This window comes from candidate division TA06 bacterium B3_TA06 (assembly GCA_005223075.1).
In the GTDB taxonomy this organism is placed as follows: Bacteria; Hydrothermota; Tepidihabitantia; order B3-TA06; family B3-TA06; genus B3-TA06.
Window position 1 is genome coordinate 15,112 of sequence record NJBO01000015.1, and the last position, 21,187, is coordinate 36,298.

The following is a 21,187-nucleotide window of genomic DNA, read 5'->3' on the forward strand; positions in this document are numbered from 1 at the left end:
TTCTGGTGGGATAACCACACCCTGAATCACACCACCTCTCACATAGATATTTACAATTGCCATGGTTACTCCTTTGATGTTTGAACTTTGAGGGTCTCAACAGCTCTCCGTGCATCCTCGGTAGCGTCCCAGGCCATATACTCGGTCAGCACCTTCGCGTGCTCTGCGGGTATCTCCTTGACGTCAAGTATGGAATACAGCCGGTCACCGTAGGCTTCTTTGATGGTGTGAGTCTCTTCGTTTTTAATTGTCCATTCACCTGGATCGGCTCCCTGATAGTATCCGCATTGCAGATAAGCCCAGACGAGATCTTTTGCTTGGTCTGCTGAATCCGCGTTGACAACCGAGTATTCATCGTAATCGTGTGGGCCATCATGTATCCTTATCGTGATCAAGAACGCTTTCTGTGCCATGTCATCCTCCTGAATAGAGCTTTGCTGTCTCTTCGTCCATTGTTTCGATGTCGGTCACTTCGGCGTGAGCTACGTCAACCGTTTCTCCTTTGTAAGCACGGGCCTGGGCTGTTGCTTCATCAGGGGCTTGCACTACGTAGACTATCTTCATCTCTACGCAGTAAATGTGATCCTCAACGTCGCCACGGATCTTGCCGTCGCATTCGGCGCACACGAAGTCTCCCTCTGGGAACTTCACGCCGTTTGTTTTCCTCGTCTCCACGTCGTTACAGTCGTGGACACGGTTTACGAATCTACCTGAACCAGGCGCTACGCTCCGTCCGCAGTGGTTGCAGATTTGACTCATGTCGTCCTCCTTTACAGGGCATAGTAGATGTCGAACTTCCAAGCTATCGGCCACACCTCGCCGGTATCTTCATTCTCCTCTTCGATAGGTTCGTAATACCAGGTGTCCGATTCGTCTTCGTTTGCCGTCAGCATGGCGAGCATTGCTTTGACGACCTTTTCGTCCTCTTCAAGGGGCACATCTTTTCTTCGATGCAGAGTGAACATGCTACTTCCTTTCGTTAAGAATATGCAGCTATTACCGCCGCCCTGACCCGTTCCCAGTCACGCTCGGTATAGGGTTTTTCGTTATCGTGGCCCGCAATTCCCGGCAACGGAGTTACGTAAGCATTCTTTATTGCGCCACAGGCATCACTGGTAAAGCTGACAGCTGGTGCCAACCCATACCAGGGATTCGCCCAGGGCACACCCAAGGATCCACCGGTCCTGACATCCTCTGCGAATAACTCTTCATCTGCCAGAAAACGCTCAAACTCTCCCTTGGTGAGCACTGCGAGCATCTTGCGGTGCTTGCCTTTAGACCAGATACCTCCAAGATAATCGTAGTCATAGCATTCATCGCCTTCGGTCTCAGTCCAAAGTTCGTCGCGTTCGTTGACCGGCGGAAGATGCCAGTTTATGTCTTCGTCTTCTGGAACGTCCACAGAATAAACCACACCGAACTTCATGGTGTCTCCTTTCGGCCCTGCTCGTCGGTTAAATCCAGGGGAATGACGGACCAGCCAACCCCCTCTTCTCCCAGTTTCATCAAATCACCAGGCCCGTATCTGTTTGCATCGTCCCGGCAATCTCCGTAGAATCCTTCAGGATGGTAACACCCGCAACACCCGCATTCCTCAAAGATACGCATCGAGTCAACCTCCTTTAGCATCGTTCGGGGTATGCAAACAATGGGTTTGCAGGATCATTGCTCTTGCTGATCATTCGAGGACAGAAGCATATCTCGTAGACAGTCTCCCCGTCTTTGAGCGCAGCTACAAAAGAGCAGGACTCGAAACAGTGAGCTTGAACGTCCTGGGGGTTGATGCCTGCGAGCTTCATTATGGTGACTGGGCACTCTCGTTTTTCTACCAGCGTCCATAACTGGGGGGAGATCCATTCGCGAGTTACGCCATCAAGAATAACGTCGCTCATCTTACGTCTCCTTATCTCTGGAACGGTGCTGCGTAGACGTGGTAGCGCTTACCTTGTATGGTTAGATACTGATAAGCGTTGACGGTTTCATCGTCCAGAAAGATTTCGCCGTCAGGATTCTCTACCGAATGGATGTCCCCGCCTTGTTCGGGCGTGAAGATAAGATGGATGCACATAGCACTATCACCAACTTGCACCTTCAGCGCCGTATGTATGTTGCCGCTCGGCGAGATGTCGATGGGCAGCATGGTGATTGCGCCTTTGCCTTCGGTTCTTCCTCGTAAGACGAGCGGCTCAATGCTTGCACAGAGTTGCTTTTGGCTCATAACGTGTCCTCCTGGTTAAGCTTGGTGCGTATTTCGGCCAGGGTATTGCGGAGTCGTTCGAGTTCGGTTTCTTTCAGGGCTATCTGTCTTTGCGTTTCCGCCTCTTCCGGTTCATCGTCCAACTCCTCTTTGCGCTCTCTGAGTTTCCGTATCATTTCCATTGCGTCTTTGTGTTTTCTCAAGAGAACATATAGCACCTTGGCATCTTCTACTTCCTCTGACTCCAGATGCTGCATTTCATGTGTCAGTTTTGCAAGCATGAGATCATTCCCCAGCTCGTCCACTGCTTTTGCTAAACTTTTAAGCATGGCTGTCATCCTTCTGATCTGCCACGATACTATCGAATGTAATCTCATACCATTCTTTGCCCGTAGCCCCGCAGTCAGGACAGGTAAAGCGGTAGTAGATGTGTTCTCCTTCCATAATAGCCTTGCCGTCGTATTCCAGCCGACCAAGCCTGTTGCATACTGGGCACTTGCCAGGTTCCGGATACTTGTTTTCCTCGGGTTCGGGAAGGGGATTATCCTCATGGAACTTCTCCAAACCTATCTCTTCAGCTTCACTCTTGGAAAGCATCCTTACATCGCCATACCCTTCATCGTGAGTCCAGAGTGGGTCTTCTTGCTCTATTACTTTCAGAGCGTCTTCTTTGCTTTCTGCGGCAACGTAATGGAATGACCGTTCTGTAATGCAAAATATCTTCTTAGCCATCTTTGGCCTCCTAGTCAGGAGTTCCTTCCTCGACGTGTTTCTTTCGAGAAAACTCTTCTTCCAGCTTAGCAATCTCTACAGGACTATCACATCTTCGATAGGCACGAGTCAGATCTTTAGCCGCGTTAACAGCAGCTTCAGCTTGCTTGCAGAGAGAGGTGTATACGCTCCAATAATTGGAGTCGGCTTCATGTTTCTGTGGTAGTGCGCCGCAATGTTCTTTAACCAACTGAGAGAAATCAGGATAACCATCACGTTCGTCGAGTATCAGTTCATCCATTAGTTTGTTGAATTCTGTGACTGCGGCATTCAAGCCGTGCCATGCTTTTCTTCGTTCATCACCTAACTCCTTTGCTATCGCTACCAGGTCGTCACCGTAATAGGTGTTGCCCTGATCATCCTCAGCGGTCCATGTTTCCACGTCCTGGACGTGCGAGAACTCAAGGTTCTCATCGATAAGCTCGGCATCCGGGTCAAGGACCAATCCTCTTGAGTATAGTCTCATGACTTCCTTAAGTGAGGAAGCCTCTATCTGGATAGCCCTAGTCCATACTTCGCTGACCATTAACGTAAACTTAGGCATCGCTAATTCCCTCCTTTGAGACAACAGCCGGGCTGCTCAGATTGCGTGAGAAATCAAACTCCTGGACCGGTTCGGGGTCTATCTTGAGCTTCCCGTTATTCCAGGCCTTGTATTTCTGCAGGGCTCCCTGTGGAGTAGCAGCCTCGATCTCAACATCCCTGACCCAAACTTCTGTCGTTCTTATTGTGAACGTGGGCATTATTCCTCCTTCGATGTTGCATCGCCTGTTGGTTGCTCCTCGGGGTCCATGTGTATCAATAGCCAGTGGTCTCGAGAGGTAACGAGCTCGACCCAGACATCTGCTTCGCCACCAAAGTCGTAGTCATCGGGAGTGCAGTCAGCGTCTTCTATGCCTAATCTTGTGGCTTCCCCTTGTGCAGATGGGAAAAGCAGAACGACACCTGGCGCATCCAGGTATTCAAGGAGAATGGTCACGTGCTCCTCTTTGACAAACTTGATCTTCATCGTCATGTCTCCTTGATGGCGATGCCGTGCTTGGCCAAAAGCTCTTTGGCCTCTCCGATGTCCGCAGCACGCTGGGATGCTTGAGCTTTTTCAAGCAGATCGTCTATGTAAGGTGTTGCAGCCTCTATCATGGCTTGGTTGATGTCTGCGTATTCGTTCCCGTTCTTGTCGGCTGCCCAGTAAGTCATTCTGTATTCAATGGAAGGTGGAACTCCATCTATCGGGTCACTGTTGCGTGTATCAAACTGGCTGAGGAACTTTGCTATCCGATCGCCGCTCTTGAAGTAGGTGGCATAGAAACCCTCTCGACTGAAATGAGCGATAAACGAACAGTGCAGGGTTAGATGTTTGTATAGACGTTCGGTGAAGTCCCCCCAACGCAGACCGTTGACAAGAAACCGCTTCCATGCCTTAAGCACAAGCTCCTTATCCTTAGCTGTCATGAACTGGGTGTCTTTCATGATATCCTCCTTCAGATTGAGCACAATATCGGGCTGTCTGCTTCGATGGCCATCCGCAGGAACCTGATAAACCGTTTGCGTTTCTCGACAAAGTAGTCAAGCCAATCTTTGAATTCTTCGTCCGGGGATTTACCGTTATCGCCCAACTTGATCTTCCGGGCCTCAAGATGACGTTTGACCCTTGCTGCGGTCACCGGTATGGATTCGATCTTGTCCAGAATGATTCGAGCATGCTGAGGATGCAAAAGCCCTTTACCGTCAAGGAAGCCCCCGAGCCAATCCCAGTAACTCAAATTTAAAACCCAGAGGAGGTTGCTTGAATTGTAGCTGTCCCTGAAGTATCCGTTCTCAACACAGAACATATTGTCGTAGATACGCATGTAGGCATCCAGCAAGGCTTTCTCTCGTCTCTCGTAGCGTTTCGTTACGTCATCTGGGGTGTCGTCGGGCAGGTTTCTCATGTTTTCACGCACCTGGTCAAGCTTCTTACCGACCACATCGATGCGCGGGTCTTGCTTGAAGACCTTATCCACGTAGAGATCAGCACCCATTGTGACCTCCTTTGTTTTTTTGAGGGGGATTTACTTCGTTGTGACGAATTGATCTTTCTTCACCCTGGTCTCGAAATATAACCGAACACATGATCCAGGATCCAGGTTGTAAAGACCTGAAGGACCGATAAATGCCAAGACGAAACCTTGGTAGAAGCCGTCGTCATTTAGCACCGGCTCGTCGCCACCGTAGATGAAACAGTCTCCATTGATATGAGCTGCAACGTAAATGTCAGTGGATGTGATGGTTCTTTTCACGTTATCCTCCGGGTATATCTTCACGCTTGTGCACCCTGGTTCTGGTGATGATGGTCTCTACCTCTATCTCTTCGGGCAGGGTAAGCTCGGTTACTCCATCCGGCTTTATCACAAGGGTAAAGGAGAAGCTGCTCTGAGCCTCTATCTTAACATCCCCCGGATGTTCGGATGACGCTTCTACGTCTACGACACCTGACAGCTTCACGGTTCCGTCATCGAGCATTTCAATCTTCTCCAGGTCGAAGTGCTTGATCATACCTTCGATAAACGGCGTATCGAAGGCTGTAAAGAGCTCTCCAGCCAATTCTTGCATGTGGATCTCTATCATGGTTCATCCTCCATCAAATCGGGAAATTCGACCGACTGTTCAAATGGTTCACCGTGAATGATTACGAACTCTCCTTTTCGGGGTATATGCCCGATGCATTCGGCCATGTTGAAAAACATCCGGTGGTCCCAGTTCACGTATCTTATGCTTCCATCGTCCGTCTTAACCAACATCTGGATTATGGTTCCATGATCAATGACGGATTCCACTTTTCCGGAGATGACTGACTCCTGTTCTTCTACGACGGTTTGATCATCCATGATATCCTCCTAAGGTCTGTCTTTGGTCAGGAGACGTTTTAGAGAGTCGAGCCCCAGTTTCACTAGCTTGCTGAGAGTAACTGCTACAATCGCCAGAATGAGCTCTATCAAAAAATCCCGCCAGAAGGCGGGTGTGTCTTTGGTTTCTTTTTCGGGGATGACGCCTCCTTGTTTATTTCTCACCCTTTTATACCGCTGAAAAGAGATGTTTTTGAGTTAATAAAACCGTCGCCTCCGTGCGGGAGGCGACGATATTGAGCACAAGGAACCCTACTGACTCGGTGTTTCAATCCACGCCTCCGTGCGGGAGGCGACCAGGTTGAGGAATTGAGGCCCTGGGGGTCAACAGTTTCAATCCACGCCTCCGTGCGGGAGGCGACGAAAGAGACGGCTGTGCTGCGGCTGCCCGAAGGGTTTCAATCCACGCCTCCGTGCGGGAGGCGACGAGGGTAAGATACAAGCGGCAATGGCACGGAGTGTTTCAATCCACGCCTCCGTGCGGGAGGCGACGACGGTGGATTCTTTGTTTCGACGGACCTCAAGGTTTCAATCCACGCCTCCGTGCGGGAGGCGACGGCGTCAGATTCAAGTATCTATATCCTCCTTGATGTTTCAATCCACGCCTCCGTGCGGGAGGCGACGGGCATTACCCTGAGAGACGTAGAAAAATACCTTGTTTCAATCCACGCCTCCGTGCGGGAGGCGACCAGTATCTCCAGCACCGGAGCCAGACTCGTAAAGTTTCAATCCACGCCTCCGTGCGGGAGGCGACCTTGAGTTCCTGGGGCACGTAGTTATCAAGATCAGTTTCAATCCACGCCTCCAAGCAGGAGGCGACCTTATCGGCTATCAATCCATAGAAGTTTGCAACGTTTCAATCCACGCCTCCAAACAGGAGGCGACAGGAATTTATTCAGGTTGTGCAGACCCCAATAAGTTTCAATCCACGCCTCTGCGCGGGAGGCGACTACGGTTGCTTGAATACTTATTATCGGCAACCACGTTTCAATCCACGCCTCCAAGCAGGAGGCGACGATGAAGAGATAAACGAGATTCTCTTGAGGGATGTTTCAATCCACGCCTCCGTGCGGGAGGCGACCATGATTCCTCCTTAGTTTCGCGCGATGGTAAATGGTTTCAATCCACGCCTCCGTGCGGGAGGCGACTATATCGTATTAGCCGTGAAGCCTCATACACAAGGTTTCAATCCACGCCTCCGTGCGGGAGGCGACGATAGACGCACGCCCTGCAGATAATACTGTCAAGTTTCAATCCACGCCTCCGTGCGGGAGGCGACATCAGAAGCAAACCTAGAAGCTCTATCCTCAAGGTTTCAATCCACGCCTCCGTGCGGGAGGCGACGCCTGTAAGGAGGCCATTATGTCAGAACCACTACGGTTTCAATCCACGCCTCCGTGCGGGAGGCGACACTCCGAAGGAAGATATACGTTCCCCACAAGCTAGTTTCAATCCACGCCTCCGTGCGGGAGGCGACCTGGGGGTATGGGAAGATTCAACTGCACAATGTCGTTTCAATCCACGCCTCCGTGCGGGAGGCGACCGCGCTTACCATCGAGTTTTACCCGCCTGAACAGGTTTCAATCCACGCCTCCGTGCGGGAGGCGACGGTTGGCTCTATGACCCTTCTGATACTGATAATACGGTTTCAATCCACGCCTCCGTGCGGGAGGCGACGGCTTTCCTGTAAGTCAGGAATTGTCTTGCTCTTGTTTTACTCCTTGTGCGAGACTCATACTAACAAGCCTCTTTTTGAAGGTGTTTGCATCAAAAAAGGATACTAACACCCCGATATCCAGCACTTGCAGCAACGGCGAAATATCCAGGGGATTCATGGCAGCTTACCGTTCGCGTAAGGACATTTCATACAACGAGAGGTCCTTCAGGGTCATATCCGGGTTTTGCTCCAACATGTTCTACACGGCGTTTCCAGTTTTTCCCCAAAAAGTAAAACCGCAAGCTATCCTTCTCTGGGTCGATTGTATCGATCAAACACTCACGCAAATCAGCCCATTGAGCTGGATCGATCAGGCATTCGAACACGGAATTCTGAACCCTTTGCCCAAGGTTTTCACAAGCCTTGGCTACGTGACGGAGCCTCTTGCGTCCTTCAGCTTCTTCAGTGTTAACGTCATAGGTTACGAGAACCATCATAATTCATCTCCAGATAAATGGCGGATAGCCGTCTAAATCCCCACGCAGGAATCGAGCCATAAGCAAAGCCTGCACATAGGGAAGTAAACCAACGGCAACTTTCTCACCAATGAAGGGGTGCTGTATCTCTTCGGTCTTTCGTTTCTGGTAAGCGACCAGAACTTCTTTACGTGTCTTGTTATCCATGAGCACTGCTCCAGTTTCTGTTCGTTTGAATCCTTTACCTTTTACCTGCTGACGGTTAACTAGAGAGAGAGCGACCCGGTCGGCCAGAATTGGCCGGAATTCCTCCATGAGGTCAAGAGCTAGACCTGGACGTCCTGGTCTATCTCTGTGTAAAAAACCTACTGCTGGATCGAGTCCGACGGATTCAAGAGCGTAGGTTACATCGTGAGCCAAAATAGCGTAAAGAAAGGATAATAAAGCGTTCATTGGGTCGAGTGGTGGGCGTTTACTGCGGTCTCGAAAGTAAAAGTGGTCTTTTTGAGCCAGGATCAAGTGTTCGAAGACGTTGAAGTATATGCGGGCAGCTTCACCTTCTCTGCCTCTTACGACGTCCAATGCAATTGATTCCTGAAGTGTAATAAGTAATCGAGCCAGGCTCCCAGCTGCTTTCTTAAGTGCAGAGGCATTGGGATTCGAGGGATGATCCCGAAGCGTCCTTTGTAGAACAGTTCGGCAATTGGATATCTTGGCAAGGACGACTGATCTTGCTATATCGGAAGACGATTGAGGATCATCAGCTCGGCGATACTGTTCACGTCTCAGGAGAACATTGCCGGATACAGGCCCATGCATACGAGCTAGAAATTTGCCGTATTCACTGTGGAAGGAGATAAGAACTCCTCGTTCGCCGCAAAGACCCATCAAAGGGGGACTGCACGAAACCCGACCGAAGCATACTATTCCACTCAGGGTGTGTATGGGGACCTGAAGCTTGGTCTCGTGGTCAGCCCGGACTACGACGGTTTCGCCTTCGCGACAGAGATACGCGCCCTGTGTGGTTACGAAGAGAGTATTGAGAAGTCGTTTCATGATTCCTCACCGGAATCTGATTCGACTATACGATTGAGGTATCTCATGACGTTTCGTTTCACTCCTGTTGTCTTTGGCATACAGAGGTCACGCATGGAACACTTGTTACACTTCTTTTCGTAACGTGCACGGGGTGTTTCTCCTTTACGACATAGGTCGTGCAGACTTCTTGCAGCTTCTTCGGTTTCCCTGCGTAAGTTATCATCAAAGGCTACTTTCAACCTTCTGGCGGTCTTGCCGTAATACAATGCACCTGACGATATGTTGACGCTGAGCATCTCCTCAAGGCATAATGCCTGGGCACAGAGTTGAACCTCGTATTCTCTTTCATGTCTGAGTCTTCCGCGCTTATACTCCACTGGAAATGGTCTCCAAAAGCCAGATACTCCTTCAATCCTGGTTCCATTTTGCATATCTTCGCGTAAGCGATGGAATTCGACGACGTCGGCTTTCCCTGTAAGCCCGAGCCTGAGAGATCTTAGGTATAGTCCGCGAACAATTCTCAAAACCCCGCGAACCTCGCTATCACTAAGATGTGCACGATCATGGAGATGGTGTCCTTCTGCCGTATATAGATTCTCGTTCCAGAGACCTTCGACGTATATGAGCGCCGCCCTGCGTTCACAGTAAAGAAGTTGTGAAAGTGCAGATATTGGTAAGAGATCTTCCTCTTCAAACATGGTCGCCAGCCTTTACTTGACCTCCAGGAATCCGGGAACCTCGTCCCACTGGATTTTCGCTTTACCGTTTTCTCCAGCCACCATGAAGCCTACCTGAACACCTTTTGGCAACTTGCTCTTATAGAACGTAATCTGGTAGTCGGCGAACGACCTGGGTGCATCAATACCTTCACGTTTCTTCACTTCAATTAGCTCAAAGAGCTTGTGGGCCGGGGCGCAGCCGAGCCTTGCCTGCTGGGAGCGCTGCGTCTCATCGGAATCGGTGCCCACGTGTCTGAACACGAACACAGGCTCGCGGACAGACATGAGTCCCTTGCTGGCGGAGCGGTCGTGCTCATACATGTTAAAGAGCGCTTCCCAGAAGAGTTTGAGGTCTTCTTCAGTAAAGCCGGTATCATTGGCAAGATGGGCGCTGATGAAGCCCTTGCCTACGTAAAGACCGTAAGGAATCAGGGCTTTGCGGCCCATTGTGCGCAGCTTATCCTCAGGCTTATTTGCTTCCAATTTCGCGTATTCTTGGCTCGACGGCAAGACTTTTCCCTCAGGTTCAGCAATCGCCATTCGGGTGATGGAAACATCCAAGGGTAAAATAGGATCAAGCGATCGAGCAAAGGAGAACTGAACCGGTCCTCTTACTTGACCGGCGTTGGGACCTGTGCTGAGGACTGCGCCGAATGTGCGAACATCGTAGAAGTTTTCGCACATCCAGTTCCGGGCTAACTCAACCTTGGCCTTGTTTGCTTTTTTATCAGTCTTCAGGCCGCCCTTGGTTTCTTCGTGAGCCACGGCTATTTGAGTGTTCAGATTTGTAGCATGTTGGATGAAGATGTTATACTTTTCTTCTCCTTGCTTTGCTACCTGGACGTAGTTGCGGATACGGCGTTTAAGGGCAACGTCCGACACAAGCCCGTGCATGTCCTGCGGGTCAATACGCGGAGCGTTGCCCGAGTCAGGATCGCCGTTTGGATTGCCGTTCTCGCAATCAAACAGAACCAGGAACTCATACCGGTTCTGGATAGGTTCGGTTTTCTCTTTAGCCATTGTTAACCTCCTCTTTGTTTATCGGATTTCTTGGTTCTCAAATCGGCCAACTGCTGGTAGTAGCCGAGGGCAAAAAGGCTCTGCTCCTCAAGGCTGAGGGTGGTGGGGAGGTTATCTTCTATCCTGCCCCAGATACCAGCTATCTTTTCTTCAAACCAGTAGGATAGACCTGGGTCGAGTTTATTCAAATGGAACTGACTGGTTCGAGTCAAACGCCCCAGCACCAGGGCCGGTGTTGCCGATGCCGCAGCGTAGTAACGCTGAACCACTCCAGCTCCAACGTCACCCAGGGCTGCATTCTGGAGCCTTGCCAATACCGCCATAAGCCTGCCGCAGTGGTAAGCGGGATTGGGATGCTCTTCGTTTAGATAGGGTTTCAAGTCTCCTCCTGAATTTCCCTTTTTTCTCAAATGATAAGCCTTCATCAAGCCCATCCGGGCGTGGTTGAAAGGCTGATCTTGGATAATGTCCACTTTGACACGAGCCAAGGTCTGCGCCAGTGCAAATTGAGGGATAGGTTCACCTCGAACGGCTACGCGCCACATCTTGGAGACGAACGGGGCAGGAAGGTCGTCAAGCTCGCGCACGGTTGCACCAAGCACGGCAAGGAACTTGGGGGATTTCGCAAGCGTTCCGCCGTAACGGTGCACAATTGACAGGTCGTCAAACCACGCGCAGACGTTTCCAACCAGTTCCTCGAACTGGCCTTCCATCCAGTCGCGAACCATAACCCGACCACTGGCACCTGAGAGGGTGAGGGCATAGTAGTGGTTATCTGCAAGCTTGGGCCGCTTGCCGCTTTGGATGCTATCCAGCAGTTTTCTGGCTTTGTCCTGAGCGATTAGTTCTTCTGCCTCCGCTCCCTGTTCCAACCAGGTGAGGGGGTTGTCTTCTTCAGGCACTTTCTCTTTGAACCAGTGGACGACTTTGGCTCCGGCAAGACGTTTTCCGTAGTTCTTGATGAGGTCGTTGAGCGCTGCGCGGTAAGCTGAGGCTGCTTCCTCGGATACCGCTGCGTTTGCTGACTGCTGGAGTCCGTAGGAGCGAAAGGCATCCTTGTCGAACCCGATGAGCACGTCTCCGCTTGAGCGGCCTCCAACGTCCGAGAGTCCCTTTATTTTGGGGTGAACCTCTTTAGGTTTGACCAGGTTACCTGTTACAAAGCATCTCATCACGTTCCCATGGCTCGTTTTAGCGACTTCTCGTTTCCTGAATTCCTGCCACCACTCGTGCCATGCTTCAGATTCGACAGGGAATGCGTCTCCTATTTTGAACGTCACCTTCTCGTTGGGTTTGACCTTGAGGTCTTGCAGTCGCGTTTGGATTTTCAACATCGCTTTCGAGTCATCCAAAAGGTTAGCCAGCTTCCTTAACTCAGGCATTACCTTGCCTGCATTTTGCAGAAGCTTCACGAAATAGTCGTGCTTGACCTTAATCTTTTCATCTGTTGCTTTACTGCCATAGAGCGCCACAATTTCAGCAGTGTCTACGAGGAAATCACTCTTTCCCCCAGCCTGCTTCACATTCTGATCAAGTTCAGGGCACGTAGAGAATGTCCGGCCAGGGTTTTTCTTAAGGCTTGCATCGCCCAATTCGAGCACTCCAAGGAATTTACTCTGTTTGTCGCAAACGATAGCCCAACGAACGTCTTTTGGTGCAAACCCTGGCTTAGTAGGCCCCGCATACTTTACCAGCTGCTCAAGCATCAGACCTCCTTCCAATCCATCTTGAGGACTGCGTCGCTTTCATAGTGGGGGACATCAAGGATTCCGTTTTCAACCTTTGTCCTGAAGAGGCTTATGCTGGGTTTGTCATCGTTCTTGCCTGGTCGGGACAGGTCAAAGACATCGTAGAGCATGAGGCCTAGGTCCTTGGTAAGCGAGATAGGCTCGGCAGGTGGCGCGTCAACGTCAACCAGTTCAAAATAGGCGGGGAACTCCCGACATCCAAAGTAAGGCTGGTAGATGCATTTGCCTTTCGCGGCTCGGCGTCGGAACTGGTTTTCCATACCCTGGAGTCTTGACTCAAATCCCGACCACGGGCGTATCTCGGCGTGTAAGCGATATCGAACGTCTTTGAGAGCCATGGTTTGTCTCTGGGTTCGACCCTTGTTGGGGTCATCGGTGCAATCGGCGAGAATCGGTTGAGGATCATCTTTCCCATCCATCCATCTCAAGATTGTTCTTTCGGATGGCGCTTTATCCTTGACTTCATTCCGTCGTAGTGCTATGTAGGCTGGAGGATTGAGTATTTCGATCCTTGTAACCTGCCATCTGAACTCGGTGGGTTTGCAGTAAATGGCGTCGTATATGCCGCGCACTGCCGAAGGTGTAGGAACGGGATAACTGAACCGTTCTACTTTAAGTTCAGGCCTTGAAAAACAGGCAAAATCGCCCCACACGTCCAAGGCCTGATCCTTAGGTTTCATACGTCCTCCTTTCGAGCCTATCCGACTCAGCCGATCAAACACTCCATCGACTCAGGCGGGACAAGCCCTGTCTTGGGATTGTAATGTTTGTCGTTTAAATAGATAAACCATTCCTCCTGTTCTTTGTTTTCTCCCACAGAGATAGGCTCAAGCCAATCGAACACCGGATCATCTCTCTTTGGTCGAAATAACCCGATAGTGTAAGGCCGAGCTCTCTTTATCCAACGTCGAGTAAGCCCTTCTTGTCTAACTTGTTCCTTTAATTCTTGGAAAATCTTAAGAGAATACGGCACCAACACGTTGATGGCGTCTTTGGCGATTACCCGATAAAACTTGGCTGTCTCAACGAAGTCCTGCCGCTTGATTGCATCAATCAGTTCCTGTTTTTGGTTTTGAGGTTGAGTCAAATCGTAAAGTTCTCGGTAGTATTTATGAAAGAGCTCAGGGTCGTGGATGTCCATTTGGTCTTGAGCTTTCAGTATCCGAGCAATCCCTGCAGCTTGTCTATATGTGCCGTTAGGGTAGACATCATCTTCGGGAATAAACACGTGAACCATGCCAATATCACTTTTACCCTCACGATTGCAGCGACCTGCGGCCTGAGCAATGCTGTCGAGGGGGCCCCAGGCTCTATAGACTAAAGGAAAGTCAACGTCTACGCCTGCCTCGATACATTGTGTTGAAGTCAAACGGCAAGGCTTACTTTTTTCAAGCCGGTTACGCACCTCGCCAAGAACCTCTTTCCTGTGTTCAGGACACATGTTGGTTGAGAGATGGAATAGATCGTCTTCATTACAACCTTGTCCCTTCAGCTTATCGAAGAGATCGAGTGCATGCCGCTTGAGGTTGACCACGCAGAGAACTCGTTCGTTGGTCTTCAGGTTTTCTGCAAGCTCTTCCCACGAGGTGCGATGGTTGAGATCAGGCCATAGAACATTCGTGCGTCTTGCTAGTTGAAAGAGATTCAGATTCGAAGGGACTATCTCTTTAGGTTCCCATCCACCTGCACAGTATTGTTTGACCGAATAGTTCAGATGTTCAAACGCAGGCTGTGTGGCAGTTGAAAAAACCACTGAAGCATTGTAACGTTCAATCAATCTGGAAAGCGTAGCCAAGGTAGGCACAGCAATGCCTGTAGGTAGGGTCTGAACCTCATCGAAGAGAATTACGCTCTTTGCCAAACGGTGTAGCTTTCGGCACGCCGAAGGTCGATTGGCAAAAAGGGATTCCAGGAACTGAACGCTGGTTGTAACAACAATTGGAGCATCCCAATTCTGCGAGAGTAACCTCTGACGACTTTCTTGGTAATCTTCTATGGCGTCCTCACCCCGTGTGCCTGCCAGGCTATGATGTTCCAGGACATATTCTTCACCAAAATCTCCTTGGAATAGATTTCGATAAACTGAAACCGTCTGCTCGATGATACTGAGATAGGGGATTACAACTACAACTCGACGAAGTTCGTGCTCTACTGCATGCTTAAGGGCGAACGCAAGCATACTCAAGGTTTTCCCCGACCCAGTAGGGGAAGTTAGAGTAAATAGTCCTTGAGGATGCAAAGCAGAATCCAGACATGCTTCGAGTAAATCCTTCCGCAGTTGGTTCACATTTGGTGACGCTTTTGAATTAGAAGAAAGTTCATCAAGATGATTCAGCAGTATCTCTAAAGCTCTATCAGCTTCTAAAGGAGGACCTGGCTTACGGTATCCTTTGTTTTTATCATCCACTGAATTAAAATGTGCTTCAGTCTCGATGAAATCGGCGTCAACCAGGGTCGAGAAAAGCATCCGAACGTCAAGCATGGCAGAGGTGTAGAGTCCGCTGTCCCATTCGAAAAGCGAAGTTGGAATATCTGTTGGAGGAGGTAATATAAGTCCGTCTCTATTCATACGGTCAATCAAGTTCTCATGATTAGGTTCAGATAGACGTAAATTCAACGGATGCTTGTTGTTTAAGACCTTTAGATCAAGGTTTGAAAGGGAATCCTTTGAAGCCTGCTGAAGCCCTACATGATGTCCCTGAATGGTTAAGGCCAGGGCAACGCCTTTCTCCCTGTATTCCTTTAGAGCCTGCCATGCACCAACTGACCAATGGTCTATTCCTCTTTCTTTTCCTTCCAGGCGTTTCTGGAAAAGTGAACCGTATTTACCTAGATCGTGCAGAAGACCTGCGAGTCTAGCTTCATCCGCTGCACTAAATGCTTTGGCATACTCTGACGCCCTTTTGGCCACACTCTGTAGATGATCCCTTACGGTATCGGTTCTACCGTTTTTACTGTGAGTGTGAGCTATGAATTTAATAGAATTAGTCATCCTCGAAATTCCTTTTATTACGTTTTTACCGAACTAAGAAAGGAACTTATACTCATCTGCGTATAGGGTATTCTTATTAACGTGGTTGTCAAGCCGTTCTTTCGAAAGCAGAGAATATGTTCAGAATTATTGTCACTCATTTAGGGTCTTAGGTCTAATGTGGGGAAACTTCGGGTTATCTTCTGTGTCCAACTTGTGTCTGTGAGTCTTCAATCTTTCGTTCGGCCAACAGTGTAGTCAATGGACCTGACCTTCCATCAGGTGTTTTGTTCCTTTCAGTTCCTTGTTTTCATACGGATTATTGGAAGGTGGATTTTTCAAGAATTCTTCTTAGATCCTTCTTTCTTCAATTTGAAAGAGACAGATGCTTTCGAACCAACAACCGAGCTTTGACCCTTCCCGAAATTTAAGTCATCAGAGACTTCAACTACAATCTCCTTACCCTTGATTCTCTTAATGCGTCCACGGATATTAAATCTTGTTCCCTTCTGCGTTTTAAGATACAACTTGTTTCGAGTAAGGGTATGAACCTCTTCGATCCTTTCCAGGAACTTCTTCTTATCAGGATCAGCTTTGCTGGAGTTCAAGTATAGTTCTAGTGGTTCAAAAAGGGCATACAGCTTATAGATAGCCGTTCTGTGAAGGTAGTCTCTTGAAAATTTCTGCCAGATCGCTCTATCTTCCATCATACCGAGTATGACCTGAGCGGCTCTTCTTGAATCGTAAGCCTGGCTTTTCAAAACACCCATGGACTGCATAACACTCATTATCGTCTCGTAACCCAGGGGTGAATCGCTGGACTTCATTTCTTCTTTAGCCAATATCCATAATAAGCCTATCCCAAGAGCCCTTTGAAACCTACCCTTGCAATTATTCAAGATGAAAGAAGGCCCAGCTTGTTGCCAATCATCTTGCTTGACTATTCTCTTGAGACTTTTTATCACAGACGTAAGTTCATTCTCAGTCATTGGGAATCCTTTGCTTTGGTTGAATTTCCAGTCAACCTGAACCTTGGAAGTAAGAGTTCATTTACCAAAAGGAACTTAGCGAAATGACAAGTCCATGCCTCCATGAGGGACTATATTTATACAAGAAGGATTGTCAATCTAAATGTTGACTCCCCGCAAGACTCCTTTAGAATTCTCTTGATGCAATCGCCAAAAGGTCCATCTTTCCAATTCCGACTTAAAGAAAGCAAACGAGCCAGGCATGTTCGTTTGAAGATGTCGGTTCAAGAAGGTCTAATAGTAGTTGTTCCTCCAGATTTTAATCAAGAACGGATACCAGATATCCTGGAGCGTAACCGACTCTGGATTGAGAAAGCCCAAAGAAAGGTAGAGGAGCAGAGAAGACTTTTCGGAAGAAAATCCCTTGAGTCCCTGCCCGAGATCATTCAACTCAGAGCTATCGATGAAGAGTGGCTTGTGGAGTATCACTTCACTGCTTCTTCCCGGGTAACTGCCATTGAGAAGCGAGAGAATACCCTGGTTATCTCAGGAGCAATCGAAGATCCTGAACCTTGCAGAATGGCATTAAGAAGATGGATTAAGCGAAAAGCACTTGAACATTTGGTTCCCTGGTTTTATGCAGTCAGTAAAGAGAAAAAGATCAGAGTCAGTAAGGTCCTAGTAAAGAACCAACGCTCTCGCTGGGGCAGCTGCACCGATCAAAAAACCATCAGCCTTAACCAGAAGGTTCTCTTCCTGCCTGTCCATCTGATGCGTTATGTGTTTATCCACGAATTATGCCACATAGTCCATTCCAATCATTCCAAAAGATACTGGGACCTGGTAAAAAGACACGAACTTCGATACAAAGAATTTGACAGAGAGTTAAGATCTGCGTGGGAGTATATCCCAGCCTGGATGTAGAAAGAGCTTCCGTCCAGTCCCTTCACAATACCTCCTGAGATCGCTCAGAATTCGTTTTTAAGCCTTCAAAATCAAATCTAGCAAGTATATACTGTGGCCGTTGATAATAATCGTATTCAGAGAAAAAACCACAGGTCATTTTTCCAGCTGCTGGAATAATACAATACTTTTACGGTAATGATATGTTCACTTGACAAGAAGATTTCAGATCCTATAATTGTAGAATACAAAACCCTAAATTGGGTCTCAATAGCGAGCGTGACCTGCTCGCCTTGAGTATATCGGAGAACCTAGAAAAATCCTAGGGTATTTATTCGATATAGCAAGAAGAAGGGATTAAAAAAAGTTATGGGAAAAAAGGGGAGTGAGTTCATAAGTAGCGAGCTTCCTTTCAAGGAAATAAAGTGGGCGATGCGCCCTCGTGAGAAAGGTTGCTATACGCTAGTCGAGATCCTTACGGGTTTTTAAAACAGTAACACGGGAGGGATGTAGGGCCATACGTCCCTCCTGTTGAATTGCTGTTTTTGTTCCAAGAAGGGAGCAAAAGGAAGTTTTAGGATAGAGAGGTGTGTCTTTCAAAGTTACTGTTATAATTACCCGTAACAATATCTTTTCTAGTGTGTAGCTAATCCTCTCTGAGGGCGCTCCTGTTTAGACCCCAGAAGGAGAAACCATGAATAAATGGTTAATCCTCTGGGGCTGCAGGGTATTGCATAGTTACTCTCTCCCCAAGAGGCGCAAAAAAAACAACAGATCGATACCGAAGAGAACCGCTCTTCGTAAATGGCACTTTGATGATTTAACTAAAGATGCCATTCTTCTTCTTAAAGCTGGAAAATCAAACTGCCATTCCCTTTCATCGTCTACCCATGTTACGGACATAGTTATTGAAGGTCCGAGTCACATTGTATTTGAATCTTCACGTCTATTTCTTGATTGGCAGCAGAAAAAAAGAATAATCAAGAGACCAACGGTCTCCTGTAGTTACATCACCAACATTCTTTCCGTTTACTCCCAGGAATCCTCTGAAAGAGCTCACATCAGAAGTTTATCCAGCAGATTAAGTTTACTCTACATTCCAAGTCTGTCAAGTCTTATCCCAAATCGATCATCTACGAAATGGGGTGCAGTATGAATAAGCACTCCACGCGAACAGTCCTCACACAAAAAATCAGGCTATCATGGATGCTGGGGATACTTGCATTTCGTCAATATCTAATCACTGGTTACTTCGTAACCTATACGTTCCCTCCCTCTCGTAAGCGTAATTCATCAGATTCCGAATCTCGAATACATCCAGAAAAAGACAGGTGGCCCACACGTTCTGTCAGATTTTCCTATGCCAGCAGTTTGGGTAGAGAGATGATACGCCGTATCAACATAACTGCATTTGGGAGACGCTACAGAGAAAAGAAGCTTGGTCTACTAATGTTCTTCACACTTGAAGATCTGAAATCAAATCCACATATCCACATTCTCATTGAACCCCACGAAAAGCTGACGGAATCTGTATTAAAACAAATCTGGCGTAGTCTGGTTGGATGTCGATGGTCAGAAAAAGCGTTTGATGCAAAGAGGATTGATACCCGGAAGAAACTTTTCGGTTATGTCACCAAGAAAATAGATTGGGATAAAGTCGAAACCCTTCCGTGGCCTAACATTCCACCAAGATTAGTAGAGAGATGGAAGGAGCTTACCGGATCACTTAACATACGGACTACACAAGAAGAGCTTGGGAAATACATAGGAGGCGAGGATGACTAACAAGAGGTCCAACACTCGCCCCCTCAATGAAGGCAGACAAGGTTCTTTCGATTTCGCTGTCAACAAGAACAAGCATATTGCGCCACGCAATGAACCAGATTGGGCAGCCCTTTCCCGGAAAGGGGCAATTAAACTAGTTCAAACACTACTGTGGAAAATACAAAACAACCATCATTTTACTAAAGCTGAACTAGATGAGATATTTGCTCGTCCTAAGAAAGGCGTATGGTCATGGGATAGAACTTTGCGCAAGCTGAACGCTATTTCTATAGAAGTCTACGGCAGCAAAGAAAATACGAACAAACTCAAGCCTCGTCGACCTGTCTATTATTACAAAAAGACTTCCCACTTCAACGGTGAATACATCTTCATGATGACACCCAGAGAGATCCTCCAGATGATACGGGAATATAAGCAGATACTCCGAACACGGAGAGGAGGGGCTCATGCGTAGGTCTCTCCTCAAGAAATCAAAGCGTCTAAGAGTAGATGTATTTGCTGATCGAGTAGAAATTTACGACGGTAAAGAGCGGTTAATTCTCACAGGACTTGACTTGGTTAACAAAGGCATTACACTTGGCTCAGCAATGACGTTATGCCAGCGTAAAAACGGACGCTGGTATGTGAGATTCACGCTAAACGGGAAAAGACGGATGCTCTCCACAGGAGAGACCGACAGAACCAAGGCTCTTTTGAAAATCAGCGAGATTGTCAAGGAAGCCGAGCTTGAGGATACCCTGGGCCATAAGGTAAAGACCGACGTCACTCTTTCAGAGCTTACAAAGGAATATACTCCCTACGCTGAGGCTAATAAGGCACCCTCTACCCTCTACAGAGACAAAAGCAGGATGCGTAAGCTTCTTGAGACCTTTGGCAAAAAGAAACTCTCAGAGATAACGGGCCGCGATATAGAGCGGTATATGCAGAGCCGTAGAAAAGAGGGTAAACAACCTGCAACGGTCAACCGAGAGTTCGCTCTGCTTAGACACATGTTACGCAAGGCGGTTGAATGGGATTATCTCTCCGTAAGTCCTGCCCGAACTGTGAAGCCGTTTAAGGAATCCCCTGGACGTGTGAGGTATCTTAGCGATAGCGAACGTGAGCGGCTTCTGGATGCGTGCTCTGGGATGCTGAAGGCGGTTGTCTTGACTGCCCTGCTTACAGGGATGCGCAAGGGTGAACTTCAAGGCCTTACCTGGGATGATGTTGACTTTGAACGCAGAGAGATAACCCTTAAGCGAACCAAGAATAACGAGGTGCGGGTTATCCCGATAAGCAAGGACTTACTGCCCGTGTTACACCGCCTGCATAACGAGAGGCTTTACTCCCATTACGTATTCTCTAAGCCGGACGGTAGACCCTATGGGAACTGGAGAAAAGCCTTTAAGACCGCCTGTAGGCAAACAGGCATTAAGGACTTCCGGTTCCACGATCTCAGACATACCTTTGCTTCTTACTTGGCTATGGCGGGGCATAGTGCGTTCACGATCCAGAGGTTGATGGGCCACAAGACTATCGCTATGGCTCAGAGGTATACGCACCTCTCACAGGCTCACATTCGGGCCGCTGTAGACCAAATTGGTGCAAAAGTGGTGCAATCCGAAGAAGGCCTTGACGGGCAATCTCGCAAAGCTAGTAATATCAACGCGCCTGTAGCTCAGAAGGACAGAGCATCGGATTTCTAATCCGACGGTCGTGGGTTCGAGTCCCTCCAGGCGCGCTTTAAGTCTGTGGCTCCAAAGGTCCCAGCGTTAACCCCTAAGATGGAAGCAACGGCTCACTTCTGCAGGCGATAATCAGCGCAAACCCTCACCCCGGACCGGATACAATAACAATAGTCTTCGATATCCAAAGCGCCAGCAATCCCATCTTCTTCCTCATCCCATCCTTCCCGTTGCCAGCTTTAACTGACAACGCAACGTTCATAAACGGTTACTCTCAACCGGGTCCTTCTCCCATCACCGGTTACGGGATCTGGATTCAAGGCTCACCCTACAACGGTAGTCCTGATGGAACGATAATCGGAGGCGAGGACTCGACCTTAGCTAA

General features: G+C 48.5%; 29 protein-coding genes, 1 tRNA gene and 1 CRISPR repeat array. Of the genes, 5 read left to right on the forward strand and 25 right to left on the reverse strand.

Features of this window, described 5'->3' with window-relative positions:
- Nucleotides 1-65: 65 nt before the first annotated feature.
- From CEE36_08765 to CEE36_08885, 25 genes are all read right to left on the reverse strand, one after another.
- Nucleotides 66-413 (reverse strand): hypothetical protein, encoded by a 348-nt coding sequence (locus tag CEE36_08765; protein ID TKJ40948.1) that lies wholly within the window; start codon nucleotides 411-413, stop codon nucleotides 66-68.
- Between the two features lies 1 nt (nucleotide 414).
- On the reverse strand, nucleotides 415-759 hold the full coding sequence (locus tag CEE36_08770; protein TKJ40949.1) for a hypothetical protein: 345 nt from the start codon (nucleotides 757-759) through the stop codon (nucleotides 415-417).
- 11 nt (nucleotides 760-770) lie between these two features.
- Nucleotides 771-965 carry a hypothetical protein gene (locus CEE36_08775; GenBank protein ID TKJ40950.1) on the reverse strand — a complete coding sequence of 65 codons (195 nt, stop codon included), beginning with the start codon at nucleotides 963-965 and terminating at the stop codon, nucleotides 771-773.
- A gap of 14 nt (nucleotides 966-979) precedes the next feature.
- A complete protein-coding gene (locus CEE36_08780) occupies nucleotides 980-1,426 on the reverse strand; it encodes a hypothetical protein (GenBank protein ID TKJ40951.1) in 447 nt (148 codons plus the stop codon).
- Nucleotides 1,423-1,608 (reverse strand): hypothetical protein, encoded by a 186-nt coding sequence (locus CEE36_08785; GenBank protein ID TKJ40952.1) that lies wholly within the window; start codon nucleotides 1,606-1,608, stop codon nucleotides 1,423-1,425. Before CEE36_08785 ends, CEE36_08780 begins: the two co-directional genes overlap by 4 nt.
- 14 nt (nucleotides 1,609-1,622) lie before the next feature.
- Nucleotides 1,623-1,892, reverse strand: coding sequence for a hypothetical protein (locus tag CEE36_08790; protein ID TKJ40953.1), 270 nt, complete (start codon nucleotides 1,890-1,892; stop codon nucleotides 1,623-1,625).
- An 11-nt stretch (nucleotides 1,893-1,903) separates the two neighbouring features.
- Complete coding sequence (locus tag CEE36_08795) at nucleotides 1,904-2,218, reverse strand: hypothetical protein (protein ID TKJ40954.1); 315 nt, start codon at nucleotides 2,216-2,218, stop codon at nucleotides 1,904-1,906.
- Nucleotides 2,215-2,526, reverse strand: a complete 312-nt coding sequence (locus CEE36_08800) for a hypothetical protein (GenBank protein ID TKJ40955.1) — start codon at nucleotides 2,524-2,526, stop codon at nucleotides 2,215-2,217. The genes CEE36_08795 and CEE36_08800 overlap by 4 nt, the downstream gene beginning before the upstream one ends.
- Nucleotides 2,519-2,929 carry a hypothetical protein gene (locus tag CEE36_08805; protein ID TKJ40956.1) on the reverse strand — a complete coding sequence of 137 codons (411 nt, stop codon included), beginning with the start codon at nucleotides 2,927-2,929 and terminating at the stop codon, nucleotides 2,519-2,521. Before CEE36_08805 ends, CEE36_08800 begins: the two co-directional genes overlap by 8 nt.
- 10 nt (nucleotides 2,930-2,939) lie before the next feature.
- Complete coding sequence (locus CEE36_08810; GenBank protein TKJ40957.1) at nucleotides 2,940-3,512, reverse strand: hypothetical protein; 573 nt, start codon at nucleotides 3,510-3,512, stop codon at nucleotides 2,940-2,942.
- Nucleotides 3,505-3,711, reverse strand: a complete 207-nt coding sequence (locus CEE36_08815) for a hypothetical protein (GenBank protein TKJ40958.1) — start codon at nucleotides 3,709-3,711, stop codon at nucleotides 3,505-3,507. The genes CEE36_08810 and CEE36_08815 overlap by 8 nt, the downstream gene beginning before the upstream one ends.
- Entirely contained in the window at nucleotides 3,711-3,977 is a 267-nt protein-coding gene (locus CEE36_08820) for a hypothetical protein (GenBank protein TKJ40959.1), read from the reverse strand. The genes CEE36_08815 and CEE36_08820 overlap by 1 nt, the downstream gene beginning before the upstream one ends.
- 2 nt (nucleotides 3,978-3,979) lie before the next feature.
- Nucleotides 3,980-4,438, reverse strand: coding sequence for a hypothetical protein (locus CEE36_08825; protein ID TKJ40960.1), 459 nt, complete (start codon nucleotides 4,436-4,438; stop codon nucleotides 3,980-3,982).
- 11 nt (nucleotides 4,439-4,449) lie between these two features.
- Nucleotides 4,450-4,989 (reverse strand): hypothetical protein, encoded by a 540-nt coding sequence (locus tag CEE36_08830; protein ID TKJ40961.1) that lies wholly within the window; start codon nucleotides 4,987-4,989, stop codon nucleotides 4,450-4,452.
- Nucleotides 4,990-5,019: 30 nt separating this feature from the next.
- A complete protein-coding gene (locus tag CEE36_08835) occupies nucleotides 5,020-5,247 on the reverse strand; it encodes a hypothetical protein (GenBank protein ID TKJ40962.1) in 228 nt (75 codons plus the stop codon).
- A 1-nt stretch (nucleotide 5,248) separates the two neighbouring features.
- Nucleotides 5,249-5,575, reverse strand: a complete 327-nt coding sequence (locus CEE36_08840; GenBank protein TKJ40963.1) for a hypothetical protein — start codon at nucleotides 5,573-5,575, stop codon at nucleotides 5,249-5,251.
- Nucleotides 5,572-5,835 (reverse strand): hypothetical protein, encoded by a 264-nt coding sequence (locus CEE36_08845; GenBank protein TKJ40964.1) that lies wholly within the window; start codon nucleotides 5,833-5,835, stop codon nucleotides 5,572-5,574. Before CEE36_08845 ends, CEE36_08840 begins: the two co-directional genes overlap by 4 nt.
- 218 nt (nucleotides 5,836-6,053) lie before the next feature.
- A CRISPR array of direct repeats spans nucleotides 6,054-7,530; the repeat unit is 32 nt; unit sequence GTTTCAATCCACGCCTCCGTGCGGGAGGCGAC.
- Nucleotides 7,531-7,716: 186 nt separating this feature from the next.
- Nucleotides 7,717-8,007 carry a CRISPR-associated endonuclease Cas2 gene (gene cas2 / locus CEE36_08850; protein ID TKJ40965.1) on the reverse strand — a complete coding sequence of 97 codons (291 nt, stop codon included), beginning with the start codon at nucleotides 8,005-8,007 and terminating at the stop codon, nucleotides 7,717-7,719.
- Nucleotides 8,008-8,010: 3 nt separating this feature from the next.
- Nucleotides 8,011-9,042: a subtype I-C CRISPR-associated endonuclease Cas1 gene (locus CEE36_08855; GenBank protein ID TKJ40966.1), complete on the reverse strand. Its 1,032-nt coding sequence runs from the start codon at nucleotides 9,040-9,042 to the stop codon at nucleotides 8,011-8,013.
- Nucleotides 9,039-9,722: a CRISPR-associated protein Cas4 gene (gene cas4 / locus CEE36_08860; GenBank protein TKJ40967.1), complete on the reverse strand. Its 684-nt coding sequence runs from the start codon at nucleotides 9,720-9,722 to the stop codon at nucleotides 9,039-9,041. Before cas4 ends, CEE36_08855 begins: the two co-directional genes overlap by 4 nt.
- Before the next feature lie 12 nt (nucleotides 9,723-9,734).
- Nucleotides 9,735-10,763 (reverse strand): type I-C CRISPR-associated protein Cas7/Csd2, encoded by a 1,029-nt coding sequence (gene cas7c / locus CEE36_08865; GenBank protein ID TKJ40968.1) that lies wholly within the window; start codon nucleotides 10,761-10,763, stop codon nucleotides 9,735-9,737.
- Between the two features lie 2 nt (nucleotides 10,764-10,765).
- The gene (gene cas8c, locus CEE36_08870; GenBank protein ID TKJ40969.1) at nucleotides 10,766-12,469 is read right to left on the reverse strand and encodes a type I-C CRISPR-associated protein Cas8c/Csd1; all 1,704 of its coding nucleotides are present in this window, start codon (nucleotides 12,467-12,469) and stop codon (nucleotides 10,766-10,768) included.
- A complete protein-coding gene (cas5c, locus tag CEE36_08875; GenBank protein ID TKJ40970.1) occupies nucleotides 12,469-13,191 on the reverse strand; it encodes a type I-C CRISPR-associated protein Cas5 in 723 nt (240 codons plus the stop codon). Before cas5c ends, cas8c begins: the two co-directional genes overlap by 1 nt.
- Before the next feature lie 26 nt (nucleotides 13,192-13,217).
- Nucleotides 13,218-15,503 carry a CRISPR-associated helicase/endonuclease Cas3 gene (locus CEE36_08880; protein ID TKJ40971.1) on the reverse strand — a complete coding sequence of 762 codons (2,286 nt, stop codon included), beginning with the start codon at nucleotides 15,501-15,503 and terminating at the stop codon, nucleotides 13,218-13,220.
- A 317-nt stretch (nucleotides 15,504-15,820) separates the two neighbouring features.
- The gene (locus CEE36_08885; protein ID TKJ40972.1) at nucleotides 15,821-16,471 is read right to left on the reverse strand and encodes a hypothetical protein; all 651 of its coding nucleotides are present in this window, start codon (nucleotides 16,469-16,471) and stop codon (nucleotides 15,821-15,823) included.
- Between the two features lie 102 nt (nucleotides 16,472-16,573).
- Between CEE36_08885 and CEE36_08890 the strand changes: the two genes are divergently transcribed.
- The 5 genes from CEE36_08890 (at nucleotide 16,574) to CEE36_08910 (ending at nucleotide 20,858) form a co-directional block, all read left to right on the forward strand.
- The gene (locus CEE36_08890) at nucleotides 16,574-17,374 is read left to right on the forward strand and encodes a metal-dependent hydrolase (GenBank protein TKJ40973.1); all 801 of its coding nucleotides are present in this window, start codon (nucleotides 16,574-16,576) and stop codon (nucleotides 17,372-17,374) included.
- Nucleotides 17,375-18,802: 1,428 nt separating this feature from the next.
- Nucleotides 18,803-19,138 (forward strand): hypothetical protein, encoded by a 336-nt coding sequence (locus tag CEE36_08895; protein TKJ40974.1) that lies wholly within the window; start codon nucleotides 18,803-18,805, stop codon nucleotides 19,136-19,138.
- Entirely contained in the window at nucleotides 19,131-19,592 is a 462-nt protein-coding gene (locus CEE36_08900) for a hypothetical protein (protein TKJ40975.1), read from the forward strand. Before CEE36_08895 ends, CEE36_08900 begins: the two co-directional genes overlap by 8 nt.
- A 394-nt stretch (nucleotides 19,593-19,986) precedes the next feature.
- Nucleotides 19,987-20,823 (forward strand): integrase, encoded by an 837-nt coding sequence (locus tag CEE36_08905; protein ID TKJ40993.1) that lies wholly within the window; start codon nucleotides 19,987-19,989, stop codon nucleotides 20,821-20,823.
- Nucleotides 20,785-20,858: transfer RNA gene (locus CEE36_08910), tRNA-Arg, on the forward strand. Before CEE36_08905 ends, CEE36_08910 begins: the two co-directional genes overlap by 39 nt.
- Nucleotides 20,859-21,187 lie beyond the last annotated feature (329 nt).

Coding starts and splice junctions, on each gene's coding strand:
- CEE36_08780 (TKJ40951.1), bottom strand. CDS start 1,426: ATGAAGTTCGGTGTGGTTTATTCTGTGGACGTTCCAGAAGACGAAGAC.
- CEE36_08845 (TKJ40964.1), bottom strand. CDS start 5,835: ATGGATGATCAAACCGTCGTAGAAGAACAGGAGTCAGTCATCTCCGGA.
- cas4 (TKJ40967.1), bottom strand. CDS start 9,722: ATGTTTGAAGAGGAAGATCTCTTACCAATATCTGCACTTTCACAACTT.
- CEE36_08880 (TKJ40971.1), bottom strand. CDS start 15,503: ATGACTAATTCTATTAAATTCATAGCTCACACTCACAGTAAAAACGGT.
- CEE36_08840 (TKJ40963.1), bottom strand. CDS start 5,575: ATGATAGAGATCCACATGCAAGAATTGGCTGGAGAGCTCTTTACAGCC.
- CEE36_08815 (TKJ40958.1), bottom strand. CDS start 3,711: ATGCCCACGTTCACAATAAGAACGACAGAAGTTTGGGTCAGGGATGTT.
- CEE36_08770 (TKJ40949.1), bottom strand. CDS start 759: ATGAGTCAAATCTGCAACCACTGCGGACGGAGCGTAGCGCCTGGTTCA.
- CEE36_08895 (TKJ40974.1), top strand. CDS start 18,803: ATGTTCTTCACACTTGAAGATCTGAAATCAAATCCACATATCCACATT.
- CEE36_08765 (TKJ40948.1), bottom strand. CDS start 413: ATGGCACAGAAAGCGTTCTTGATCACGATAAGGATACATGATGGCCCA.
- CEE36_08790 (TKJ40953.1), bottom strand. CDS start 1,892: ATGAGCGACGTTATTCTTGATGGCGTAACTCGCGAATGGATCTCCCCC.
- CEE36_08855 (TKJ40966.1), bottom strand. CDS start 9,042: ATGAAACGACTTCTCAATACTCTCTTCGTAACCACACAGGGCGCGTAT.
- cas5c (TKJ40970.1), bottom strand. CDS start 13,191: ATGAAACCTAAGGATCAGGCCTTGGACGTGTGGGGCGATTTTGCCTGT.
- cas2 (TKJ40965.1), bottom strand. CDS start 8,007: ATGATGGTTCTCGTAACCTATGACGTTAACACTGAAGAAGCTGAAGGA.
- CEE36_08785 (TKJ40952.1), bottom strand. CDS start 1,608: ATGCGTATCTTTGAGGAATGCGGGTGTTGCGGGTGTTACCATCCTGAA.
- CEE36_08810 (TKJ40957.1), bottom strand. CDS start 3,512: ATGCCTAAGTTTACGTTAATGGTCAGCGAAGTATGGACTAGGGCTATC.
- CEE36_08905 (TKJ40993.1), top strand. CDS start 19,987: ATGCGTAAGCTTCTTGAGACCTTTGGCAAAAAGAAACTCTCAGAGATA.
- cas8c (TKJ40969.1), bottom strand. CDS start 12,469: ATGCTTGAGCAGCTGGTAAAGTATGCGGGGCCTACTAAGCCAGGGTTT.
- CEE36_08825 (TKJ40960.1), bottom strand. CDS start 4,438: ATGAAAGACACCCAGTTCATGACAGCTAAGGATAAGGAGCTTGTGCTT.
- CEE36_08890 (TKJ40973.1), top strand. CDS start 16,574: ATGAGGGACTATATTTATACAAGAAGGATTGTCAATCTAAATGTTGAC.
- CEE36_08830 (TKJ40961.1), bottom strand. CDS start 4,989: ATGGGTGCTGATCTCTACGTGGATAAGGTCTTCAAGCAAGACCCGCGC.
- CEE36_08885 (TKJ40972.1), bottom strand. CDS start 16,471: ATGACTGAGAATGAACTTACGTCTGTGATAAAAAGTCTCAAGAGAATA.
- CEE36_08775 (TKJ40950.1), bottom strand. CDS start 965: ATGTTCACTCTGCATCGAAGAAAAGATGTGCCCCTTGAAGAGGACGAA.
- cas7c (TKJ40968.1), bottom strand. CDS start 10,763: ATGGCTAAAGAGAAAACCGAACCTATCCAGAACCGGTATGAGTTCCTG.
- CEE36_08800 (TKJ40955.1), bottom strand. CDS start 2,526: ATGCTTAAAAGTTTAGCAAAAGCAGTGGACGAGCTGGGGAATGATCTC.
- CEE36_08820 (TKJ40959.1), bottom strand. CDS start 3,977: ATGAAGATCAAGTTTGTCAAAGAGGAGCACGTGACCATTCTCCTTGAA.
- CEE36_08900 (TKJ40975.1), top strand. CDS start 19,131: ATGACTAACAAGAGGTCCAACACTCGCCCCCTCAATGAAGGCAGACAA.
- CEE36_08805 (TKJ40956.1), bottom strand. CDS start 2,929: ATGGCTAAGAAGATATTTTGCATTACAGAACGGTCATTCCATTACGTT.
- CEE36_08795 (TKJ40954.1), bottom strand. CDS start 2,218: ATGAGCCAAAAGCAACTCTGTGCAAGCATTGAGCCGCTCGTCTTACGA.